Annotated in this window: 18 protein-coding genes, 2 tRNA genes and 2 rRNA genes; 4 read left to right on the top strand and 18 right to left on the bottom strand. The window is 62.5% G+C overall.

Features of this window, described 5'->3' with window-relative positions:
- The first annotated feature begins 7 nt into the window (after positions 1–7).
- Both QE444_RS07670 and QE444_RS07665 read left to right on the top strand, forming a co-directional pair.
- A complete protein-coding gene (locus QE444_RS07670; protein ID WP_285388640.1) occupies positions 8–247 on the top strand; it encodes a hypothetical protein in 240 nt (79 codons plus the stop codon).
- Between the two features lie 67 nt (positions 248–314).
- A complete protein-coding gene (locus QE444_RS07665; protein WP_187978508.1) occupies positions 315–1,508 on the top strand; it encodes a class I SAM-dependent rRNA methyltransferase in 1,194 nt (397 codons plus the stop codon).
- A gap of 54 nt (positions 1,509–1,562) precedes the next feature.
- Here the strand turns inward: QE444_RS07665 and QE444_RS07660 are convergent, their stop codons facing one another.
- The 9 genes from QE444_RS07660 to QE444_RS07620 all read right to left on the bottom strand — a co-directional run bounded on the left by QE444_RS07660 (position 1,563) and on the right by QE444_RS07620 (position 8,668).
- Positions 1,563–1,964, bottom strand: a complete 402-nt coding sequence (locus QE444_RS07660) for a Rho termination factor N-terminal domain-containing protein (RefSeq protein WP_187978507.1) — start codon at positions 1,962–1,964, stop codon at positions 1,563–1,565.
- A gap of 57 nt (positions 1,965–2,021) precedes the next feature.
- Entirely contained in the window at positions 2,022–2,243 is a 222-nt protein-coding gene (locus tag QE444_RS07655; RefSeq protein WP_187978506.1) for a YgdI/YgdR family lipoprotein, read from the bottom strand.
- Positions 2,240–2,476, bottom strand: a complete 237-nt coding sequence (locus tag QE444_RS07650) for a hypothetical protein (protein ID WP_133862860.1) — start codon at positions 2,474–2,476, stop codon at positions 2,240–2,242. Before QE444_RS07650 ends, QE444_RS07655 begins: the two co-directional genes overlap by 4 nt.
- Positions 2,477–2,614: 138 nt before the next feature.
- The gene (locus tag QE444_RS07645; RefSeq protein WP_285388635.1) at positions 2,615–4,663 is read right to left on the bottom strand and encodes an AsmA family protein; all 2,049 of its coding nucleotides are present in this window, start codon (positions 4,661–4,663) and stop codon (positions 2,615–2,617) included.
- Positions 4,664–4,730: 67 nt separating this feature from the next.
- A complete protein-coding gene (locus QE444_RS07640) occupies positions 4,731–5,864 on the bottom strand; it encodes an MFS transporter (protein ID WP_187978505.1) in 1,134 nt (377 codons plus the stop codon).
- A gap of 20 nt (positions 5,865–5,884) precedes the next feature.
- A complete protein-coding gene (locus tag QE444_RS07635; protein WP_187978504.1) occupies positions 5,885–6,664 on the bottom strand; it encodes a DeoR/GlpR family DNA-binding transcription regulator in 780 nt (259 codons plus the stop codon).
- Positions 6,665–6,720: 56 nt separating this feature from the next.
- Positions 6,721–7,611, bottom strand: a complete 891-nt coding sequence (locus QE444_RS07630) for an EamA family transporter (RefSeq protein WP_285388631.1) — start codon at positions 7,609–7,611, stop codon at positions 6,721–6,723.
- Between the two features lie 143 nt (positions 7,612–7,754).
- Positions 7,755–8,153, bottom strand: coding sequence for a DUF3140 domain-containing protein (locus QE444_RS07625; protein WP_158896396.1), 399 nt, complete (start codon positions 8,151–8,153; stop codon positions 7,755–7,757).
- On the bottom strand, positions 8,150–8,668 hold the full coding sequence (locus tag QE444_RS07620; RefSeq protein WP_187978503.1) for a hypothetical protein: 519 nt from the start codon (positions 8,666–8,668) through the stop codon (positions 8,150–8,152). Before QE444_RS07620 ends, QE444_RS07625 begins: the two co-directional genes overlap by 4 nt.
- Before the next feature lie 123 nt (positions 8,669–8,791).
- Here QE444_RS07620 and QE444_RS07615 point away from each other — a divergent pair, with 123 nt between their 5' ends.
- Together QE444_RS07615 and QE444_RS07610 are read left to right on the top strand one after the other, a co-directional pair.
- On the top strand, positions 8,792–9,727 hold the full coding sequence (locus QE444_RS07615) for an alpha/beta hydrolase (protein ID WP_273863012.1): 936 nt from the start codon (positions 8,792–8,794) through the stop codon (positions 9,725–9,727).
- A 120-nt stretch (positions 9,728–9,847) separates the two neighbouring features.
- Positions 9,848–10,312 carry a hypothetical protein gene (locus tag QE444_RS07610; protein ID WP_133862852.1) on the top strand — a complete coding sequence of 155 codons (465 nt, stop codon included), beginning with the start codon at positions 9,848–9,850 and terminating at the stop codon, positions 10,310–10,312.
- Between the two features lie 46 nt (positions 10,313–10,358).
- Here QE444_RS07610 and QE444_RS07605 read toward each other — a convergent pair whose 3' ends face one another.
- The 9 genes from QE444_RS07605 to QE444_RS07565 all read right to left on the bottom strand — a co-directional run bounded on the left by QE444_RS07605 (position 10,359) and on the right by QE444_RS07565 (position 17,798).
- Entirely contained in the window at positions 10,359–11,648 is a 1,290-nt protein-coding gene (locus QE444_RS07605) for an MFS transporter (RefSeq protein ID WP_133862851.1), read from the bottom strand.
- A 98-nt stretch (positions 11,649–11,746) separates the two neighbouring features.
- Positions 11,747–12,205 (bottom strand): DUF3301 domain-containing protein, encoded by a 459-nt coding sequence (locus tag QE444_RS07600; protein ID WP_280311531.1) that lies wholly within the window; start codon positions 12,203–12,205, stop codon positions 11,747–11,749.
- A 28-nt stretch (positions 12,206–12,233) separates the two neighbouring features.
- On the bottom strand, positions 12,234–12,413 hold the full coding sequence (locus QE444_RS07595) for a hypothetical protein (protein WP_037006863.1): 180 nt from the start codon (positions 12,411–12,413) through the stop codon (positions 12,234–12,236).
- The gene (locus QE444_RS07590; RefSeq protein WP_309737675.1) at positions 12,410–13,162 is read right to left on the bottom strand and encodes a type III pantothenate kinase; all 753 of its coding nucleotides are present in this window, start codon (positions 13,160–13,162) and stop codon (positions 12,410–12,412) included. The genes QE444_RS07595 and QE444_RS07590 overlap by 4 nt, the downstream gene beginning before the upstream one ends.
- A complete protein-coding gene (gene birA / locus QE444_RS07585; protein ID WP_280311529.1) occupies positions 13,152–14,096 on the bottom strand; it encodes a bifunctional biotin--[acetyl-CoA-carboxylase] ligase/biotin operon repressor BirA in 945 nt (314 codons plus the stop codon). The genes QE444_RS07590 and birA overlap by 11 nt, the downstream gene beginning before the upstream one ends.
- 83 nt (positions 14,097–14,179) lie before the next feature.
- Positions 14,180–14,295: ribosomal RNA gene (gene rrf / locus QE444_RS07580) — 5S ribosomal RNA — on the bottom strand.
- Positions 14,296–14,455: 160 nt separating this feature from the next.
- Positions 14,456–17,348, bottom strand: a 23S ribosomal RNA gene (locus tag QE444_RS07575).
- A 291-nt stretch (positions 17,349–17,639) separates the two neighbouring features.
- A tRNA-Ala gene (locus QE444_RS07570) sits at positions 17,640–17,715 on the bottom strand.
- A gap of 6 nt (positions 17,716–17,721) precedes the next feature.
- Positions 17,722–17,798 (bottom strand) — tRNA-Ile (locus QE444_RS07565).
- Between the last annotated feature and the right edge of the window lie 15 nt (positions 17,799–17,813).

Raw genomic sequence — 17,813 nt, 5'->3', positions numbered from 1 at the left:
TACCCCCATGCAGACCCTGCACCGTTACCAGATCCACTATCGCCTCAATGGCGAGCCCCTTACCCACGAGCTGGAGAGTTTCGAGCCGGTCACCGAGGAAGAAGCGTTGCTGCAATTGCTCATCAAGCACGTCGAGGAGCCCCAGGTAGTGGTCGATGCACCCTGGGAGCGTCATGCCCAGCCGAGCATCGCCCGCCGCGCCCAGGAAGCCGGGCTGAGCGATATCGAGGTCAGCCAGCGGGACTGACGGCCGGCCCAGGCAGGTGGCTTTGCGCTATAATTCCGCGCTTTTGCCCCCTTCGCCGGAGACCTTCATGACCCTGCCCCGCCTGCGCCTCAAAGCCAATGCCGACCGCCGTCTGCGCGCCGGGCACCTCTGGGTGTACAGCAACGAGGTGGACGTCGTCGCCACCCCGCTCACCGCCTTCGAGCCGGGCGACCAGGCCATCCTGGAAACCACCAGCGGCAAACCGCTGGGCCTGGTAGCGCTGTCGCCCAACAACCTGATCTGCGCCCGCCTGTTCTCCCGCGACACCGGCTACCCGCTGGACAAGTCGCTGCTGGTGCACCGTTTCAAGGTCGCCCTGAGCCTGCGTGAGCGGCTGTTCGGCAGCCACTGCTATCGCCTGGTCTACGGCGATTCGGACTTCCTGCCCGGCCTGGTGGTGGATCGCTTCAACGACATCCTGGTGGTGCAGATCGCTTCCGCCACCATGGAGCGCCAGCGCGACGCCATCCTCGCCGCCCTGCTGCAGGTGTTCAAACCTCAGGGCGTGCTCTGGAAGAACGATGGTAGCGCCCGCGCCGCCGAAGGCCTCTCCAGCTACGTGGAAGTGGCCTACGGCGAGGTCCCCGACTGGGTGGCGCTGGAAGAGAACGGCGTGCGCTTCGAGGCGCCGGTCCGCGAAGGCCAGAAGACCGGCTGGTTCTATGACCACCGCCTGAACCGTGCGCGCCTGGCGCCCTATGTCGAAGGCAAGCGGGTGCTTGATCTGTTCAGCTACATCGGCGGCTGGGGCGTGCAGGCTGCGGCCTTCGGCGCCAGCGAGGTCATGTGCGTGGACGCTTCGGGCTTCGCCCTCGACGGCGTGGAGCGCAATGCCACCCTCAACGGCCTGGCGGAAAAGCTGGTGTGCGTCGAGGGCGATGTCTTCGAGGCGCTCAAGGAACTCAAGGCCGGCGAAGAGAAATTCGACGTCATCGTGGCCGACCCGCCGGCCTTCATCAAGAAGCGCAAGGACCTGAAGAATGGCGAGGCCGCCTACCGTCGTCTCAACGAACAGGCCATGCGCCTGCTGAACAAAGACGGCATCCTGGTCAGCGCCTCCTGCTCCATGCACCTGCCCGAAGACGACCTGCAGAACATCCTGCTCGGCAGCGCCCGCCATCTGGATCGCAACCTGCAGATCCTCGAACGCGGTGCCCAGGGCCCGGATCACCCGGTGCACCCGGCCATCCCGGAGACTCGCTACATCAAGAGCCTCACCTGCCGTCTGCTGCCCAGCTGAACGCCAGGCAGACAAAAGCCGGACACTGTCTGGCTTTTTTGTATCTCCAATGCCTCAACTCAAGGCACGAATCAACTCGTCTTTCTTCATTCGCGACCGACCGCGAACGTTCTGCTCGGCCGCCTTCCTGACCAGCTCATCGCGAGTCATGTCGCTTAGCGAGGTGCTGCTGCCAGGCGAACGTCGCGCCGCGGCACGACCGCTGTTGGGCGACTGGCCCTGCCTGGTCGCCACCGCACGCCGAGCGGAATCCTTGCGATCCGCGCGCTTGGCGGTACCGCTCTTGGACTTGCCGGAGCCACTCTGTTCGCCACCGCCGGACTGCTTGTTCACCGTCGCCCAGGCCCGCGCCTCGGCTTCATCCTTGGAGACGCCTTTTTTCTCGTAGCTCTCCTCGATGTGCTCGGCCTTGCGTACCTGCTTGTCGCTGTACGTGGATTTGTCGCCGCGGGGCATGGCAGTCTCCTGGGAAGGACTTGTTTGAAAGGTCACCGAACGAAGGTCAGGCAAGGCCTAGTCTTCCGCTTTGATGGTGGCGACATCGCCTGCCTTCACCCGCACATGACGACCCGCCACATCGGTGAATTCATAGAAGCCATCGGCCGTCTTGGTGTTGGGCCTATCTTCGGTGATGTACTGGGTACCGTCCTGCAGGGTCACCACCGTCTCGGTGGAGCAGGCCGCAAGGCCCAGCAGGGTCATGGTCAGCAATCCACCGCTCAGCAGGCGTTTCATGGGGCTTCCGGTGCGACGCGATGGATGGAGACATCGTGCAGTGCCACCAGCGCCTGACCGGACTCGATGTCGGCGAGGTGGAAGCGCTCGTCGTTGATCGCGTCCAGGTGCCGGCAGGCCAGTTCGCGGACCACGTCGGTGATGGGTACGTCCAGGTTGCTGATACGGTCGGTATAGCTTTCGCCCAGCAATTTGTAGTGGATTTCGTAGTGGCTATCGGTGTCGTCACGCATGAGGGATCTCCGCGAAAAGGCTGCCCGACTCGGGTTATTTCTATAGAGCCTGGGCAACCAGAGCGGTTCTTTTCCGCCCGTCAGACGCCGCCGAACGGTCGTCTGTCAAGTACCGCGAACCGGCTCTGGCGCACGAGCTCAACGCCCTGCCCGCATCTGCTGCAACAGGGCGCTGCACTGGGCGCCCTGCTCGTTGCTGGGCGCCACCAGTGCCAGCAGACCGGCGGCCGGCGCTGCGAAGGTGGCGAGCAGTGCCGCCGCCGCGCCGCGGGCCGCCAATGGCAATGCCTTGACCCCCGGCGAGGGACTCTTCAGGGTGCCGCGCACATAGAGCGGCGAGCGCAGCGAGAAGATGCGCAGGCCCTTGCTGTGCGGATCGACGGTAAGATCCAGGCGCTCGCTCGCCAGGTTGATGGTGCCGGTGATGTTGATCAGGGCGTTTTCGGTGTCGAGCACGAAGACCTGGGGCTGCACCAGGCCCTTCTTGAAGTCGAGGTCGGCGACCGCACAGTTGATTTCCACCTCGTCATCGCCGAACAGCCGATCGACCAGGTAGTTGCCGACATTGAGTCCGGCCAGCTCCATCAGGCTGCGGCTGATACGGCCGTCGTTCATCAGCAGCTTGAGTTCGCCGTTGCTGGTGCCAAGCAGCGCAGCCACCGAGTTGCCGGTGCCACTCAGGGTGGCATCGCCATTGAGCTCGCCCATGCTGCGCTTCATGGCCTCCACGGTGGGGAACAGCTGGTTCAGCTTGACCCGCCGCACGTGCAGATCGACCCGCCCCTGCAGCGGCGTCTTGTCGCCTTCCAGGCGCACCGTGGTGTTCAGATCGCCCCCGGCCACGCCGAAGCGCAGGGGATCGAGCAGCAGCACCCCATCGGTCAGGCGCACATGGGTATTCAGATCGGTGATCGGCAGCTGCGCGTTCTGCACGATGCGCTTGCCGGTGAAGCGCACATCGGCATCCATGGCACGCCAGCGCTCGGTGCGGAATTCGGAGACCGGCAGCGCCTTGTCCGCCGGCTGCTGGCTGGTCTCGCCCTTGGCCACCTGCTGCTCCTTGGTATCGGCACCGATCAGCGGGGCCAGGTCCTCGAACAGCAACTGATCGGAGCGCAGGGTGCCACTGAGCTTGGGTCGCGGCTTGCCGCCGGTGAACAGCACCTCGCCATGCAGATCGCTCTTGCCGACCCGGCCATTGAAGTCTTCATAGCTGAAGCGGGCGCCCGCCGGATCGTTGAGCTTGACCGTGAGATGGCCGTCGGTGGCATAGGGTGCCGTCTCCGGCAGGGTGACCCCGGTCAGCGGATAGAGCTGCGCCAGGCTCTTGCCTTCCAGCACCAGGTGCAGATCCAGGGCGCCCAGGCGCCGCGGATCGGTCAGGGTGCCAAAGACCTGAACACGGGTTTCGCCCGCCCGGGCATCGAGCTGGATGGGGAAAGGCACATCGGCGTCCTGCAGCGCCAGCAGGCCACCGATCTGGCCACGGCCGCTGACCGGCACCTGCTTGTAGCTGCCCTCTACCGCCAGGGCGAACTGGAAGGACTGGGTCTGCCTGACGTTGGAGCGCTGGCGCGAAGTGCCCTGCTTGCCCACCAGATCGGCATAGGCGATAGGAGCGTCCAGGGAGGTGATCCGCGCGCGCAGCCGGGTAGCGGTCTGGGCATCGTCGAAGCCGACCTGGCCGGCGTCGAAGCCGATGGTGCCGATGTCGACGGTCCAGGCCGAAGGCTCGGCCTTGGGGTCCTTCTCGGCGGTCGCGAAGGTCCAGCTGTTGCGGCCATCGGCGAGTCGCTGGGCATTGACCACCGGTCCGCTGAGGTCGATGCGCGGGATATAGATCTGCTTGGCCAGCAGGGCCAGCGGCGAGATCCGCAACTGCACCCGGTCGAGGTGAACGAACGTCTTTTCCTTCGCCCACTCCGGATTGCCCAGGGTCAGGTCTTCGGCGGCGATGTGCGGCCAGGGAATCCAGGCGCGCCAACCGCCTTGATCCGGCTCGCGGTGCCAGACCACCCCCAGGTTGCCCTCGATGGCGAAGGGCCGGTGCAGGGCGCTCGACACCTGCTCGTTGAGGGTCGGCTTGAGCCTATTCCAGTCGAAGGTGGCCAGCACCACCACCAGCAGGACGAACAGCAGCAGGATGATTCCCAGCAGCCAGGCGAGGATCTTGCGTGGGCGCGTCATGGCCGCCTCCTTGGATTTCCGTTCCCTCTTGGGTCTGCTCAGCGCAGCGGGGTTCCCTGGACAGCCATCATGCCGTGCGTTGGCGCAGGGCGAGCAGTGCCACCGCCACCCCGATCAGAGTCAGCAGCAGCAGACTGCCACGCAGGCCCACCTGCCCCGCCACGGCGCCGATCAGCGGTGGGCCGAGCAGGAAACCGAGATAGCCGGCCGTGGCGGTCATGGCGATACCCGCAGCCGGCGTCTCGGCCACCTGGCCAGAGGCGCTGAAGGCTGCGGGCACCACATTGGACAGCCCCAGGCCGACCAGCGCGAAGCCCAGGATCGCGGTCCAGGGCGCCGGCAGAAGGACCGCCAGCGCCAGTCCCAGGGTCGCCAGCAGGGCCCCGCCAACGATCACCTGGGGACCACCGAAGCGGCCGCGGATACCGTCGCCGAACAGCCGTCCCACCAGCATGGTCAGCGAAAAGGCCGCATAGCCCAGGGTCGCCACCACCGGACTCGCGCCGCCCACCTGGCCCAGGTAGACGGCGCTCCAGTCGGTCATGGCGCCCTCCAGCATCAGGCAGCCCAGGGCGATCAGTCCCAGCGCCAGGACCCGCCGATCCGGCAGCCGCAGGGCCTGACTCACCGGACTGCGATCACCTTCGTCCAGGGCCAGGGCGGCGGGCAGCGCCAGCAGCAGCGCCACCAGGGCAGCAGTCAGCAGCACCGCCAGCGCCGAGGCGCCCAGGTGCAGCACCAGCGCCCCCAGGCCGGCGCCGAGAAATCCGCCCAGGCTGAAGGCGGCGTGGAAGGACGACATCAGCGGGCCGTTCCAGCGGCTTTCGACATCGCTGGCATGGGCGTTCATGGCCACGTCGATCAGCCCGTTACAGGCGCCGAGCAGCAGCGCGCAGGGCAGCAGCCAGCCCAGGGACGGTGCCACCCCGGGCCAGCTCAGCACCAGCACGAAGGCCAGGATGCTCAGGCGGGTGAGGCGTCCGGTCCCGCCCAGGCGCGGCACCAGCACCCCGGCGAAGGGCATGGTCAGCAGGGCGCCCAGGGCGACCGCCAGCAGCACCAGACTCAACTGACCGTCGCCCAGCAGCAGATCGCGCTTGAGTTCGGGAATGGCCGCCGCCCAGCCGCCGATTCCGCAACCGTTGGCGAGAAAGACGGTAAAGGTGGCGCGGCGTTGGCGCCGCAATACGGCAGAAGTCATGGCGATCCTTGGACGCGAGTCTAGCGATCGAGCGAATGCAGCTGCAGCCCGGCGTCACGATAGGGCTGCAGGCGCTCCTCGCTCAGCCCCGGTTCCAGCACCAGATGGTTCAGCTGATCGAGTCGGAGCACGTGATAGAAGGCCACGCTGTCGAGCTTCTCGGCGGTCACCGCGACGGCGACCTGGCTGCTCTGCTCGGCCACGGCCACCTTGAATTCGGCTTCTTCCAGGTCGAAGCCGGTCACGCCGGTCTCCACCGCCAGGGCGCAGGTCCCGAGAAAGGCCAGGTCGGCGCGCACGCCACGCAGGTCACGCAGCGCCCGGGCGCCCAGACAGGCACCCGACTCCGGCGTGGCCAGGCCGCCGATCATCAACACCCGGATCCCCGGGCGCTGCAGCAGTGCCGCAGCGATCACCGGTGCATTGGTGGCCACGGTCAGGTCGAGATCCATGGGCAGCGCCTGGGCGATGGCCAGGTTGGTCGAGCCGGCGTCCAGCAGCAGCAATTGCCCCCGTTGCGCCAGCCTGGCCGCGGCCTGCCCGAGTGTCTGCTTGGCCGCCTCGTCCTGACCGATACGCGCCGGCAGCGCCTCCGGCGGCGTCAGCAGCGAGAGCGCCCCACCGTACACCCGACGGCACAGGCCCTGGCGGGCCAGTTCGCGCAGGTCGCGACGCACGCTGTCTTCGGAAATGCCCCAGGTCGCGGCCAGTTCAGCCGACAGGACCCGGCCTTGTTCGCGCAACAGGGCCAGGATCGCGGCCTGGCGTTCTTCGGGAAGGTGGACGGCTGCTGCATTCATGCTGATACTCCAAGAGGACCAGCACATCATGCACAATCATTTATGATCGTGCAATATCATGCACCGGGCGACGCCTTGCTCCGGGCATCCAGCCAGCGGCCGCCAAAGACATTGATCAACAGCCCGAGCATGACTGCCACGCCGCCCACTTCCTGCTGAACGGTCATCTGCTCACCCAGCAGCACGGCGGCCGAACTCAGCCCCACCACCGGCACCAGCAGCGAAAAGGGCGCCACCTGGCCGGCCGGATAACGCGACAGCAGCCGGCTCCAGATGCCATAACCGACCAGGGTGGCGATAAAGGCCAGGTAGACGATGGCAAAGACCGACCCGCCCGACAGCGACGTCAGCGCCGTGGTGATCTGTTGCGGGCCTTCCAGCAGCAGCGAGAGGATGAAGAAGGGAATGGGCGGAATCAGGCTGCCCCAGACCACCAGACCGAGCATGTCCACCTTGCCGATCTTCTTGGTGACGATGTTGCCCAGCCCCCACATGGCCGCCGCCGCCAGGGTCAGCAGGAAACCGGCCAGGGTCATGGTGACGCCATGTTCGGTGCCGATCAGCAGCAGGCCGAGCGCCGCCACCAGCAGCCCGGCCAGACTCGCCCGGCGCACCTTTTCCCCGAGGAAGGTCGCGGCGAAGGCCAGGGTAAAGAAGGCCTGGGCCTGCAAGACTAGCGAGGCCAGGCCCGCCGGCATGCCCACGTACATGGCCGAGAACAGAAAGGCGAACTGGCCCAGGGAAATGGTCAGGCCGTAGGCCAGCAGCAATCGCCAGGAGACCTGGGGGCGGCGCACGAAGAGGATGGCCGGAAAGGCCGCCAGGCAGAATCTCAGGGCTCCCAGCAGCATGGGCGGCACGCCATGCAGGCCAACCTTGATGACCACGAAGTTCACCCCCCAGGCCAGGATGACGACCAGTGCCAGCAACAGATCCCGGGGTGCCATCGACAACTCCTTGAACGCGTTCAGATAGATAGGCGGCTACCCTACTCCTTTGTGTCCGCGCTGCGGCGTCACAGTTGCCCACAAATTCGGCCAGTCACTCTCTGCCAAAGAAAAACCGCAGCCTGGGCTGCGGTTCGTCGGGATCAGGCGCTGCGCTTGTCGCGCAGGGGGTCGTGACCCCAGTTCATCAGCGACTTGCGCCAGCGCGAGTCTTCTATGTCGCCGTCCGGTCGCTGCTTGAGATGGCGATGCACATAGCCGATGACCTTGCGCATGGCCTGGTAGTCATCGTCTTCCAGCTCAGCCTGACGCTTGCCCTTGAGCTCCAGGATGCGTTCGCCCATGGCATGGCCGACCGCCTTGCCATCGTTGGCCGCCGTGACCTTCTTGCCACCCTTGGTCATGCCCACGCCCTTGCTGGTGTCGCCACTGAGCCATTTACGCAGCTGACTCGGGGTCATGTTGACCACCTGCTTGAACTCGCTGCGTACCTCTTTCTTGTCGTCTTTCTTGTCGTCGTTGGAAGCCTTCTTGGTGCTCATTTTTCACCTGCCTTTTGCAACGCTTTGACCAGTTCGTCTTTCTTCATGCGCGAACGCCCCCGCACCTCGCGGCGCGCCGCTCGTTTCATCAGCTCGTCCTTGGTCAGGCCGGCCAGGCCCGACTCACGCGCCGCGGCCGTCTTGCGTGCCACATCGGCGGGTTGCTTGGAATGCTGCTGGCCCCGGCGCGTGTCACGGCGCTTCTTGGCCGTGGTGCGCTGGTACTCTTCCTTGCTCAGGGAGTCCCGGGCCTTTTCCGGCAGATAGCGTTCGCCGGTGTCCTCGGATTTCTTGCCGGAGCGGGTGTCCCACTTCTCGTCGGTCCACTGCTGCAGATGATTGTCCTTGCCCTTGCCGCCCTGGTATTCACCACCGCGCTTCTGGTACTCCTGGGAGGCCAGTTGCGCCTTGCGCGCCGACCATTGACCGGGCTTGCCGCCCTTGTCGCCCTTGGTAATCTCTTTCTTCACCTTTTCCCAGAGTTCGGGATCGCTCTTCTTGGCCGTCGCACTCATGGCTCACCTCGGATTGGGGGTCACTGCAGTCGCTGTCTCTAGGATGACTGTCCAACCGAAACGGGGGTTCGCGCCAGGCGACGGATGCCCCTACCCTGCGTCTTCCGGTATCCAGAGAAAGCCATGTCCCTCGCCACCCTGCTCCGCCGCCGCCTGATCCCGCTGCTCTTCGTCACCCTGCTGGTCGGGGTCGGGGTCCCCTATGGCTGCTCGGAACTGGCCTATCGCGAACGCCAGTGGGTGTTCAGCATTGAACCGGGCAATGCCAGCTGGTTCACCGGCGTGCCGGAAGGCGTCCGCCAGTTCAACCTGCCAGTGCCGGACGGCCTGACCGGCACCGACTACCTGCACGCCTGGTGGTGGCCCGCCCGCCGGCCAGACGCCCCCACCCTTCTCTATCTGCACGGCACCCGCTGGAATCTCACCGCCCAGGTCCGGCGCATCGCCACCCTGCGGCAACTCGGCTATTCGGTGCTGGCCATCGACTATCGCGGCTTTGGCGAAAGTCCGGGCGACGTGCCCTCCGAACGCAGCGTCTACCAGGATGCCCGGGTCGCCTGGAAGTACTTGCAGAGCTTGCAGCCCGATCCCCGCAAGAGATACCTCTATGGCCACTCCCTGGGCGGCGCCGTGGCGGTGGACCTGGCCTGGCGCATCGCCCGCGACGGGAATCCCACCGGCGACTACCCCGCCGCGGCCGGTCTGATCATCGAGTCCACCTTCACCACCCTGGCCGATGCCGCCACGGCAGTGGTCGACACCCGCTTTCCCCTGCGCTGGCTGATGTCGGAGAAATTCGATTCCCTGGACAAGATCCCGGACATCCATATCCCGGTGCTCATCGTCCACGGCAGCGACGATCGCTATGTCCCTCCTCGCTTCAGCGAAGCCCTCTATGCGGCGGCCCGGCCGCCCAAGCGCCTGCTGCTGATCCCCGGTGGGACTCACTCCAACAGCATGGTGATAGGCACGCGCGACTACGCTGCCGCCTTGCGCGAACTGTTCGGCGGCGCTCAACTGAGTGAAGCGGAAAAGGGGCAATCATCGACGGGAAGCTAGAGACTTTCTGAAAGGCATCGACGGCGCTGATAGTCACTATCTGGCCAGTCTATTTTTTCTGGGCGGTCCTGCTCGGGATACTGAACGCACTCCAGCACAGTTTCCCCAGAGGACACCACCATGAACCTGCGTATCGCCTTCGGTTTCGCCCTGACCGCCCTGGCTCTGAACACCTTCGCCCAGGACTTCGCCTTCACCCCGAACGCTGCCACCCAGATCGCCGAGGAATCCAGCCAACGCCCACTGGGCCAGCTGATCAAGCAACAGCAGCAGCGCCTGCAGCAACGTACCCTGGCCGAAGAATCCAGCCTGCGTCCCCTGGGTGGGGTCATCAAGCAGCAGCAACGCCAGCTGCAGGAACGTCGGATCGCCGAGGAATCCAGCCTGCGCCCCCTGGGACAGGTGATCGAAGACCAGCAACAGCGTCTCGGTGACGATGCAGTGGCCGAAGAATCCAGCCAGCGCCCCATGGGTCGACTCATCGACCGCCAGCAGCATCGCCTGCAGGATGACGCCCTGGCCGAAAATGGCTCGGCCCAGACCCTCGACCGCCTGATCAGGGCCGGCCAGACCCGTCAGGCCTGAGTCCTACCCGTCCCTTCCTGCCCGGCCTTGCGCCGGGCTCGCCTAATCAGGTCTTCTCGCTACCCGGCCCAATGCTGGCGGGGGCCTCCACCACCATCTCCTGCGGCACCTCGTCGATGCGCGGATCCAGCGCCGCTGCCATCGGACTCACAGAATCCGGCATGGCCACGTGATGCAGTGGCGCCGCGTCCAGCCGGTGCTCGCCACTGACGAACCGGGGCTGCACGAAGACGATCAGGATCAGCGCATAGGCCGAGGTCAGCACATAGAAGGTGCCGGGGCCGAAATGCTCCATCGCCGCACCGGCCAGCAGCGGCCCGATACAGGCACCGACGCCATAGGTGGTCAGCAGCATCGCCGACAATTCCACGCGCCGCTCGGGCTCGACGTGGTCGTTGGCGAAGGCCGTGGCCAGCGGGTAGAGGGTGAACAGCAGCATTCCCGAGACGAAGCCCGCGGCTAGCAGCCAGGGATAGGGCAAGCTGATCAGCCCCCAAAGCGGCACCGCCGCCAGGCACAGCAACACCGCATTGGCGCGGATCAGCTTGCAGCGATCGAGGCGATCCGACAGCCAGCCCAGCGGCCACTGGGCACAGAAGCCCGCGACGATGCACAACCCCACATAGAAGCTCGACTGCGCCGTATCCAGGCCACTGCGACTGGCGAATACCGGCGCCAGGCCATAGAAGCCGCCCACCAGCAGGCCCGCGGTAAAGATGGTGACCAGCGACTGGGGTACCCGCTGCCAGAAGAAACGGATCTCCAGCGGCGCCGCCACCAGCTTGGCCGGGTGCACCCGGCGGGTCATGGCCAGAGGAATCAGGCAGGAGGCGAAGCAGATGGCGACCAGCAGCAGCGGCTTGTAGTCGAGTTGCGGATGCCAGGCCAGTAGCGCCTGACCGATCACCAGCCCCAGGTCCACCGCCACCATGTAGCCGGCGAACACCTTGCCGCGCTGATGATTCTCCGCCTGCTCGTTGAGCCAGCTCTCGATCACCATGTACTGATTCATCATCACCACGCCCATGACGAATCTCAGCGCGATCCAGACGTTCAGGTCATCGATCAGGGCATGGATGAGCACCGTGACCGTGGCCGCACCGGCGCAGGCCACATAGGAACGGATGTGGCCGACGCTGGCGATCAGGCGATGACCGAACTTGCCACCGCAGACCAGTCCGAAGTAGTAGGCCGCCATCAGGGCGCCGGTCCACAGATCCCCCGCCCCCTCGCCGGTCAGTCTCAGACCGATATAGGTGGTGAAGAGGCCGGAGCCGGCCAGCATCAGGAGAGTGGCGAAATAGAGTGCAGGAAAGGTAACGAGAGGGCTGAACATCAGGGATCACATGAAAAGAAGCGGAAAGCCGGAACGGACCAGCCGGAGCTGATCGTCGGGACTACGGAAGGAAAAGCTTTAGGAGATAGCGCCGGAAATCACTCCGGCTCTTGGCGCCTGCTGGTCTCGGTACGCTGGCGCTGCCGCCATTGATCCAGATAGACCACCTGGCCGTGTTCGGGCTTGGCCTGATAGGCAGGGGCCGAAGCCACCACCGAATCTGCCGCCGGGCGCTCGACCTCGGGTACCAGGAAGGGCGCGAACTCGACCTTGGCCAGGGTCTTGCCGAACAGGGCCAGAGAGGCATCGAGCCGCTCTTCGCCCGTCACGGTGAACTCGAAGGCGAACAACCGCGCCAGGCGCTTGCGCCCCTTGGCATCGGCCAGCCAGCGAAAGCGGGAAAAGGCCACGGCGCCATCGAGCAGCATGACCTTGCGGCGACGACACTCCTGCTCGGCCAGCAACAGCGCCCGTTCGCGAATGCCGTGGGCGTGCCAGAACCACAGGCCAATGCCGACTGCGCCCAGTAACAGGCTGAGATTACCTAGCGTCAGCATCTTCGCTCCTCATCGAAGGGTACCGCCGTCACTGACGCCGTGCAGCGTCACCAGATGCCGTCTCGTTCAACAGACGAATGTTTTCACGCTCGCCTTTGTACAGCGCCAGAGGGGCGATTTCCTTACCCAGCAATGGCACCTGCTGTTGGTGCCATATGTAGTAGAAAACGTTCAGTACCACCAATAGCAGAAACAACCAACGCATCATTCGTTCTCGAGCGGACACGCCAAAGCCAATCCAGCAAACACCATATCGGGCACGATTCGCGCGCCCGGAACGACATGTTTGACCAGTTCCGCGTCACCCCCGGTCAGAAAGATCTCGCAACCTTCGGCGAACATCTCCTGAGCCAGTTCGTACTGGGTACGGACGAATCCCTTGAGCATGTACAGACACCCACGCTCCACGGCCTCGCTGGTCGTGCGTCCCGGCGCCTCGTAGCGTTCACCACTGGCCCAATGTGGATCGTAGCGGATCCGCCGGGTATGGGTCTGCAGTTCCCGACGCATCAACGGAATCCCCGGACAGATGAACCCTCCCTGATGCTCGCCCTGGGCGTCGACCAGATCGGCAGTGACCGCGGTGCCCAGATCCAGGACCACGCACGCCTTTCCCTCTGCCAGCCGTACCGCGGCCAGGATCACCAGCCAGCGATCCATGCCCAGGCGCTGATAATCACGATAGCCATTACGTACGCCATTCCAGGCCTCGATCGGGACGGCCTGGTGACAGGGAATGCCGAAGGTAGCGGTCAGCAGCTCCTTGAGTTGCTGGGTCTCTTCGTCGCTACGCACGCTGACCAGGCGACAAGCCGCCAGTGGCGGTGTATCCGGCTGGGACAAGGCCGCCACCAGGGCCTCGTCGCTGTCGACGATGCCCGTAGCGGCCACTTCGGCGCCTGCGGCAAGCAGTCGCCATTTGATCAGGCTGTTACCGCAATCGAGTTCAAGAATCATGATCTAGGCTCAGGCTCAATTCGCCACCGCTGAAGGCCTGTGTCTGACCGTCTACATGCATGAGGATAGCCCCATCTTCGGCAACTCCTGCCACTGTGCCCTGAATACAGCGAACCCCCGAAGACAGGGTTACCGCTCGACCTTGCCAGCCATGATAACGCTCCCACTCGTCGCGGAGGGCGGCGAATCCGGCCTGGCGGTGAATCTGCCACAGGTTATCGATCTCCCGGAGCATCAGGCTGGCAACCTGGTTGCGATCCTGCAGACCACCCAGGGCTTCGGCCATGGAGATCCAGGGCTGATCGATGTTGTCGGCCAGACGCATGTTGACGTTTATACCGATGCCGATGATGGCCTGACAGACGTCCTGCGGATCACCCGACAATTCGATGAGGATGCCGGCCAGCTTGCGGCCACGCACCAGGACGTCGTTGGGCCACTTCAGGCAGGCATCCTCGACGCCCAGCTGTTGCAGCGTCCTGATGACCGCCAGGCCCATGGTCAGGCTCAGGGCCTGCAGCTTCTGGATCCCGCCCTGACTGGATACCACAGCAGTGAGATAAAGATTCTTGCCATAGGGACTGACCCAGGCGCGCCCACGACGGCCGCGGCCAGCCTGCTGATGCTCGGCCAGCAAGGCGAATGGAGGCAATTGCTGATGCAAACGCCGTTGCGCTTCGGCATTGGTGGAGTCGATGGAAGCCAGGACCGCTACCGGCCAACCGCCCTCCTGGGCGATCCGCTCGGCATCGAGCAGCGACAGGGGCTCTTCCAGGCGGTAACCCCGGCCCGGCACCTTGAACACCTCGACGCCCAAGTCATCTTCCAGCGTCTTCAGCCGCTTCCAGATGGCACTTCTGGAGACGCCCAAGGCCTCACCAAGCTCGACGCCGGAATGAAATTTTCCATCACTCAGCAGTTTCAGCAACGGCATTCCCAGGCTCCGTTCGACTTTCTTCCGCCCCAAAGACAACACCCCCGCCAGAGTGAACTGAGCGGGGGTGCTGGGTGTTAGGCGCTTGACGATGACCTACTCTCACATGGGGAAACCCCACACTACCATCGGCGATGCATCGTTTCACTTCTGAGTTCGGGAAGGGATCAGGTGGTTCCAATGCTCTATGTTCGTCAAGCAATTCGGTTGGCTGACCAGGCGATGAGGCTGCCTAGCTGGCCCAATTGGGTCTGTGATCGAAGTAGACAACTCGTCTTTGGGGTCTTGCGAACCCACGCGCCTGTTTTCGGCGTCGTCTTCCTCACGCTCTGACCACGGTCAGATTGTTTGGGTGTTATATGGTCAAGCCTCACGGGCAATTAGTATCGGTTAGCTCAACGCCTCACAGCGCTTACACACCCGACCTATCAACGTCGTAGTCTTCGACGGCCCTTCAGGAAGCTCAAGGCTCCAGTGAGATCTCATCTTGAGGCAAGTTTCCCGCTTAGATGCTTTCAGCGGTTATCTCTTCCGAACGTAGCTACCCGGCAATGCCACTGGCGTGACAACCGGAACACCAGAGGTTCGTCCACTCCGGTCCTCTCGTACTAGGAGCAGCCCCTCTCAAATCTCAAACGTCCACGGCAGATAGGGACCGAACTGTCTCACGACGTTCTAAACCCAGCTCGCGTACCACTTTAAATGGCGAACAGCCATACCCTTGGGACCGGCTTCAGCCCCAGGATGTGATGAGCCGACATCGAGGTGCCAAACACCGCCGTCGATATGAACTCTTGGGCGGTATCAGCCTGTTATCCCCGGAGTACCTTTTATCCGTTGAGCGATGGCCCTTCCATACAGAACCACCGGATCACTAAGACCTACTTTCGTACCTGCTCGACGTGTCTGTCTCGCAGTCAAGCGCGCTTTTGCCTTTATACTCTACGACCGATTTCCGACCGGTCTGAGCGCACCTTCGTACTCCTCCGTTACTCTTTAGGAGGAGACCGCCCCAGTCAAACTGCCCACCATACACTGTCCTCGATCCGGATAACGGACCAGAGTTAGAACCTCAAGATTGCCAGGGTGGTATTTCAAGGATGGCTCCACGCAGACTGGCGTCCACGCTTCAAAGCCTCCCACCTATCCTACACAAGCAAGCTCAAAGTCCAGTGCAAAGCTACAGTAAAGGTTCACGGGGTCTTTCCGTCTAGCCGCGGATACACTGCATCTTCACAGCGATTTCAATTTCACTGAGTCTCGGGTGGAGACAGCGCCGCCATCGTTACGCCATTCGTGCAGGTCGGAACTTACCCGACAAGGAATTTCGCTACCTTAGGACCGTTATAGTTACGGCCGCCGTTTACCGGGGCTTCGATCAAGAGCTTCGCTTGCGCTAACCCCATCAATTAACCTTCCGGCACCGGGCAGGCGTCACACCCTATACGTCCACTTTCGTGTTTGCAGAGTGCTGTGTTTTTAATAAACAGTCGCAGCGGCCTGGTATCTTCGACCGGCATGAGCTTACGGGGTAAACCCTTCACCCTCACCGGCGCACCTTCTCCCGAAGTTACGGTGCCATTTTGCCTAGTTCCTTCACCCGAGTTCTCTCAAGCGCCTTGGTATTCTCTACCCGACCACCTGTGTCGGTTTGGGGTACGGTTCCTAGTTACCTGAAGCTTAGAGGCTTTTCCTGGAAGCATGGCATCAACCACTTCTCCTTCTAAAAGAAGGATCGTCATCAGCTCTCGGCCTTAACTGTCCGGATTTACCTAAACAGTCAGCCTACCACCTTAAACTTGGACAACCAACGCCAAGCTGGCCTAGCCTTCTCCGTCCCCCCATCGCAGTAACTAGAAGTACGGGAATATTAACCCGTTTCCCATCGACTACGCCTTTCAGCCTCGCCTTAGGGACCGACTCACCCTGCGTCGATTAACGTTGCGCAGGAACCCTTGGTCTTTCGGCGTGCGAGTTTTTCACTCGCATTGTCGTTACTCATGTCAGCATTCGCACTTCTGATACCTCCAGCAAGCTTCTCAACTCACCTTCACAGGCTTACAGAACGCTCCTCTACCGCATCACCAAAGGTGATACCCGTAGCTTCGGTGCCTGGTTTGAGCCCCGTTACATCTTCCGCGCAGGCCGACTCGACTAGTGAGCTATTACGCTTTCTTTAAAGGGTGGCTGCTTCTAAGCCAACCTCCTAGCTGTCTAAGCCTTCCCACATCGTTTACCACTTAACCAGGACTTTGGGACCTTAGCTGACGGTCTGGGTTGTTTCCCTTTTCACGACGGACGTTAGCACCCGCCGTGTGTCTCCCATGCTCGGCACTTCTGGGTATTCGGAGTTTGCATCGGTTTGGTAAGTCGGGATGACCCCCTAGCCGAAACAGTGCTCTACCCCCCAGAGTGATACATGAGGCGCTACCTAAATAGCTTTCGAGGAGAACCAGCTATCTCCGAGCTTGATTAGCCTTTCACTCCGATCCACAAGTCATCCCCTGCCTTTTCAACGGAAGTGGGTTCGGTCCTCCAGTCAGTGTTACCTAACCTTCAACCTGCTCATGGATAGATCGCCCGGTTTCGGGTCTATTCCCAGCGACTAAACGCCCTATTAAGACTCGCTTTCGCTACGCCTCCCCTATTCGGTTAAGCTCGCCACTGAAAATAAGTCGCTGACCCATTATACAAAAGGTACGCAGTCACCTAACAAAGTAGGCTCCCACTGCTTGTACGCATACGGTTTCAGGTTCTATTTCACTCCCCTCTCCGGGGTTCTTTTCGCCTTTCCCTCACGGTACTGGTTCACTATCGGTCAGTCAGGAGTATTTAGCCTTGGAGGATGGTCCCCCCATATTCAGACAGGGTTTCTCGTGCCCCGTCCTACTCGATTTCATTGATAAGAGCGTTTCGCGTACAGGGCTATCACCCACTATGGCCGCCTTTTCCAAAGCGTTCCGCTACTCTCAAATCAACTTAAGGGCTGGTCCCCGTTCGCTCGCCACTACTAAGGGAATCTCGGTTGATTTCTTTTCCTCAGGGTACTTAGATGTTTCAGTTCCCCTGGTTCGCCTCTTAACCCTATGGATTCAGGTTAAGATACCCAGCTTATGCTAGGTGGGTTTCCCCATTCAGAGATCTCCGGGTCGCAGGTCATTTGCCACCTCACCGAAGCTTATCGCAGGCTATCACGTCTTTCATCGCCTCTGACTGCCAAGGCATCCACCGTATGCGCTTCTTCACTTGACCATATAACCCCAAGCAATCTCGCTGGCATCCAAGGACGCTACCGATCTGCAGGCGTTACATGAGTGAAGACGACATTTCGCCGAAAACTTGCGCTTGAGTTCGCAAGATTTTACCTTGACGACACTAACTGCCAGTGAAAACAGTTAATGCAGTCTACTTCTATCACTTTCCCAATTTTTTAAAGAACAGTTCTGATCAAAGACCAGACATCAGAGTTTGGGCTGCACCGGAAGGCGCATCAAACGCTCATGTCTGAGCTTTTCAAGCAATCGCGTTAGCGGTAGGTGGAGATGGTGGAGCCAAGGAGGATCGAACTCCTGACCTCCTGCGTGCAAGGCAGGCGCTCTCCCAGCTGAGCTATGGCCCCATCGATTGGTGGGTCTGGGCAGATTCGAACTGCCGACCTCACCCTTATCAGGGGTGCGCTCTAACCAACTGAGCTACAGACCCAATCGTCTTACCTTG

The sequence above is a fragment of the Pseudomonas sp. SORGH_AS_0199 genome (assembly GCF_031453735.1).
Taxonomy (GTDB): domain Bacteria; phylum Pseudomonadota; class Gammaproteobacteria; order Pseudomonadales; family Pseudomonadaceae; genus Chryseomonas; species Chryseomonas aestiva.
The sequence above is the reverse complement of the archived record's forward strand: the minus strand, read 5'-3'. Positions and strand labels throughout refer to the sequence as shown.

Bases quoted from the DNA above. Each gene is read 5' to 3' on its own strand.
- QE444_RS07615 (WP_273863012.1), top strand. From the start codon at position 8,792: ATGTCCCTCGCCACCCTGCTCCGCCGCCGCCTGATCCCGCTGCTCTTC.
- QE444_RS07590 (WP_309737675.1), bottom strand. From the start codon at position 13,162: ATGATTCTTGAACTCGATTGCGGTAACAGCCTGATCAAATGGCGACTG.
- QE444_RS07660 (WP_187978507.1), bottom strand. From the start codon at position 1,964: ATGCCCCGCGGCGACAAATCCACGTACAGCGACAAGCAGGTACGCAAG.
- QE444_RS07665 (WP_187978508.1), top strand. From the start codon at position 315: ATGACCCTGCCCCGCCTGCGCCTCAAAGCCAATGCCGACCGCCGTCTG.
- QE444_RS07595 (WP_037006863.1), bottom strand. From the start codon at position 12,413: ATGATGCGTTGGTTGTTTCTGCTATTGGTGGTACTGAACGTTTTCTAC.
- QE444_RS07670 (WP_285388640.1), top strand. From the start codon at position 8: ATGCAGACCCTGCACCGTTACCAGATCCACTATCGCCTCAATGGCGAG.
- QE444_RS07645 (WP_285388635.1), bottom strand. From the start codon at position 4,663: ATGACGCGCCCACGCAAGATCCTCGCCTGGCTGCTGGGAATCATCCTG.
- QE444_RS07655 (WP_187978506.1), bottom strand. From the start codon at position 2,243: ATGAAACGCCTGCTGAGCGGTGGATTGCTGACCATGACCCTGCTGGGC.
- QE444_RS07630 (WP_285388631.1), bottom strand. From the start codon at position 7,611: ATGGCACCCCGGGATCTGTTGCTGGCACTGGTCGTCATCCTGGCCTGG.
- QE444_RS07620 (WP_187978503.1), bottom strand. From the start codon at position 8,668: ATGAGTGCGACGGCCAAGAAGAGCGATCCCGAACTCTGGGAAAAGGTG.
- birA (WP_280311529.1), bottom strand. From the start codon at position 14,096: ATGCCGTTGCTGAAACTGCTGAGTGATGGAAAATTTCATTCCGGCGTC.
- QE444_RS07610 (WP_133862852.1), top strand. From the start codon at position 9,848: ATGAACCTGCGTATCGCCTTCGGTTTCGCCCTGACCGCCCTGGCTCTG.
- QE444_RS07605 (WP_133862851.1), bottom strand. From the start codon at position 11,648: ATGTTCAGCCCTCTCGTTACCTTTCCTGCACTCTATTTCGCCACTCTC.
- QE444_RS07650 (WP_133862860.1), bottom strand. From the start codon at position 2,476: ATGCGTGACGACACCGATAGCCACTACGAAATCCACTACAAATTGCTG.
- QE444_RS07600 (WP_280311531.1), bottom strand. From the start codon at position 12,205: ATGCTGACGCTAGGTAATCTCAGCCTGTTACTGGGCGCAGTCGGCATT.
- QE444_RS07635 (WP_187978504.1), bottom strand. From the start codon at position 6,664: ATGAATGCAGCAGCCGTCCACCTTCCCGAAGAACGCCAGGCCGCGATC.
- QE444_RS07625 (WP_158896396.1), bottom strand. From the start codon at position 8,153: ATGAGCACCAAGAAGGCTTCCAACGACGACAAGAAAGACGACAAGAAA.
- QE444_RS07640 (WP_187978505.1), bottom strand. From the start codon at position 5,864: ATGACTTCTGCCGTATTGCGGCGCCAACGCCGCGCCACCTTTACCGTC.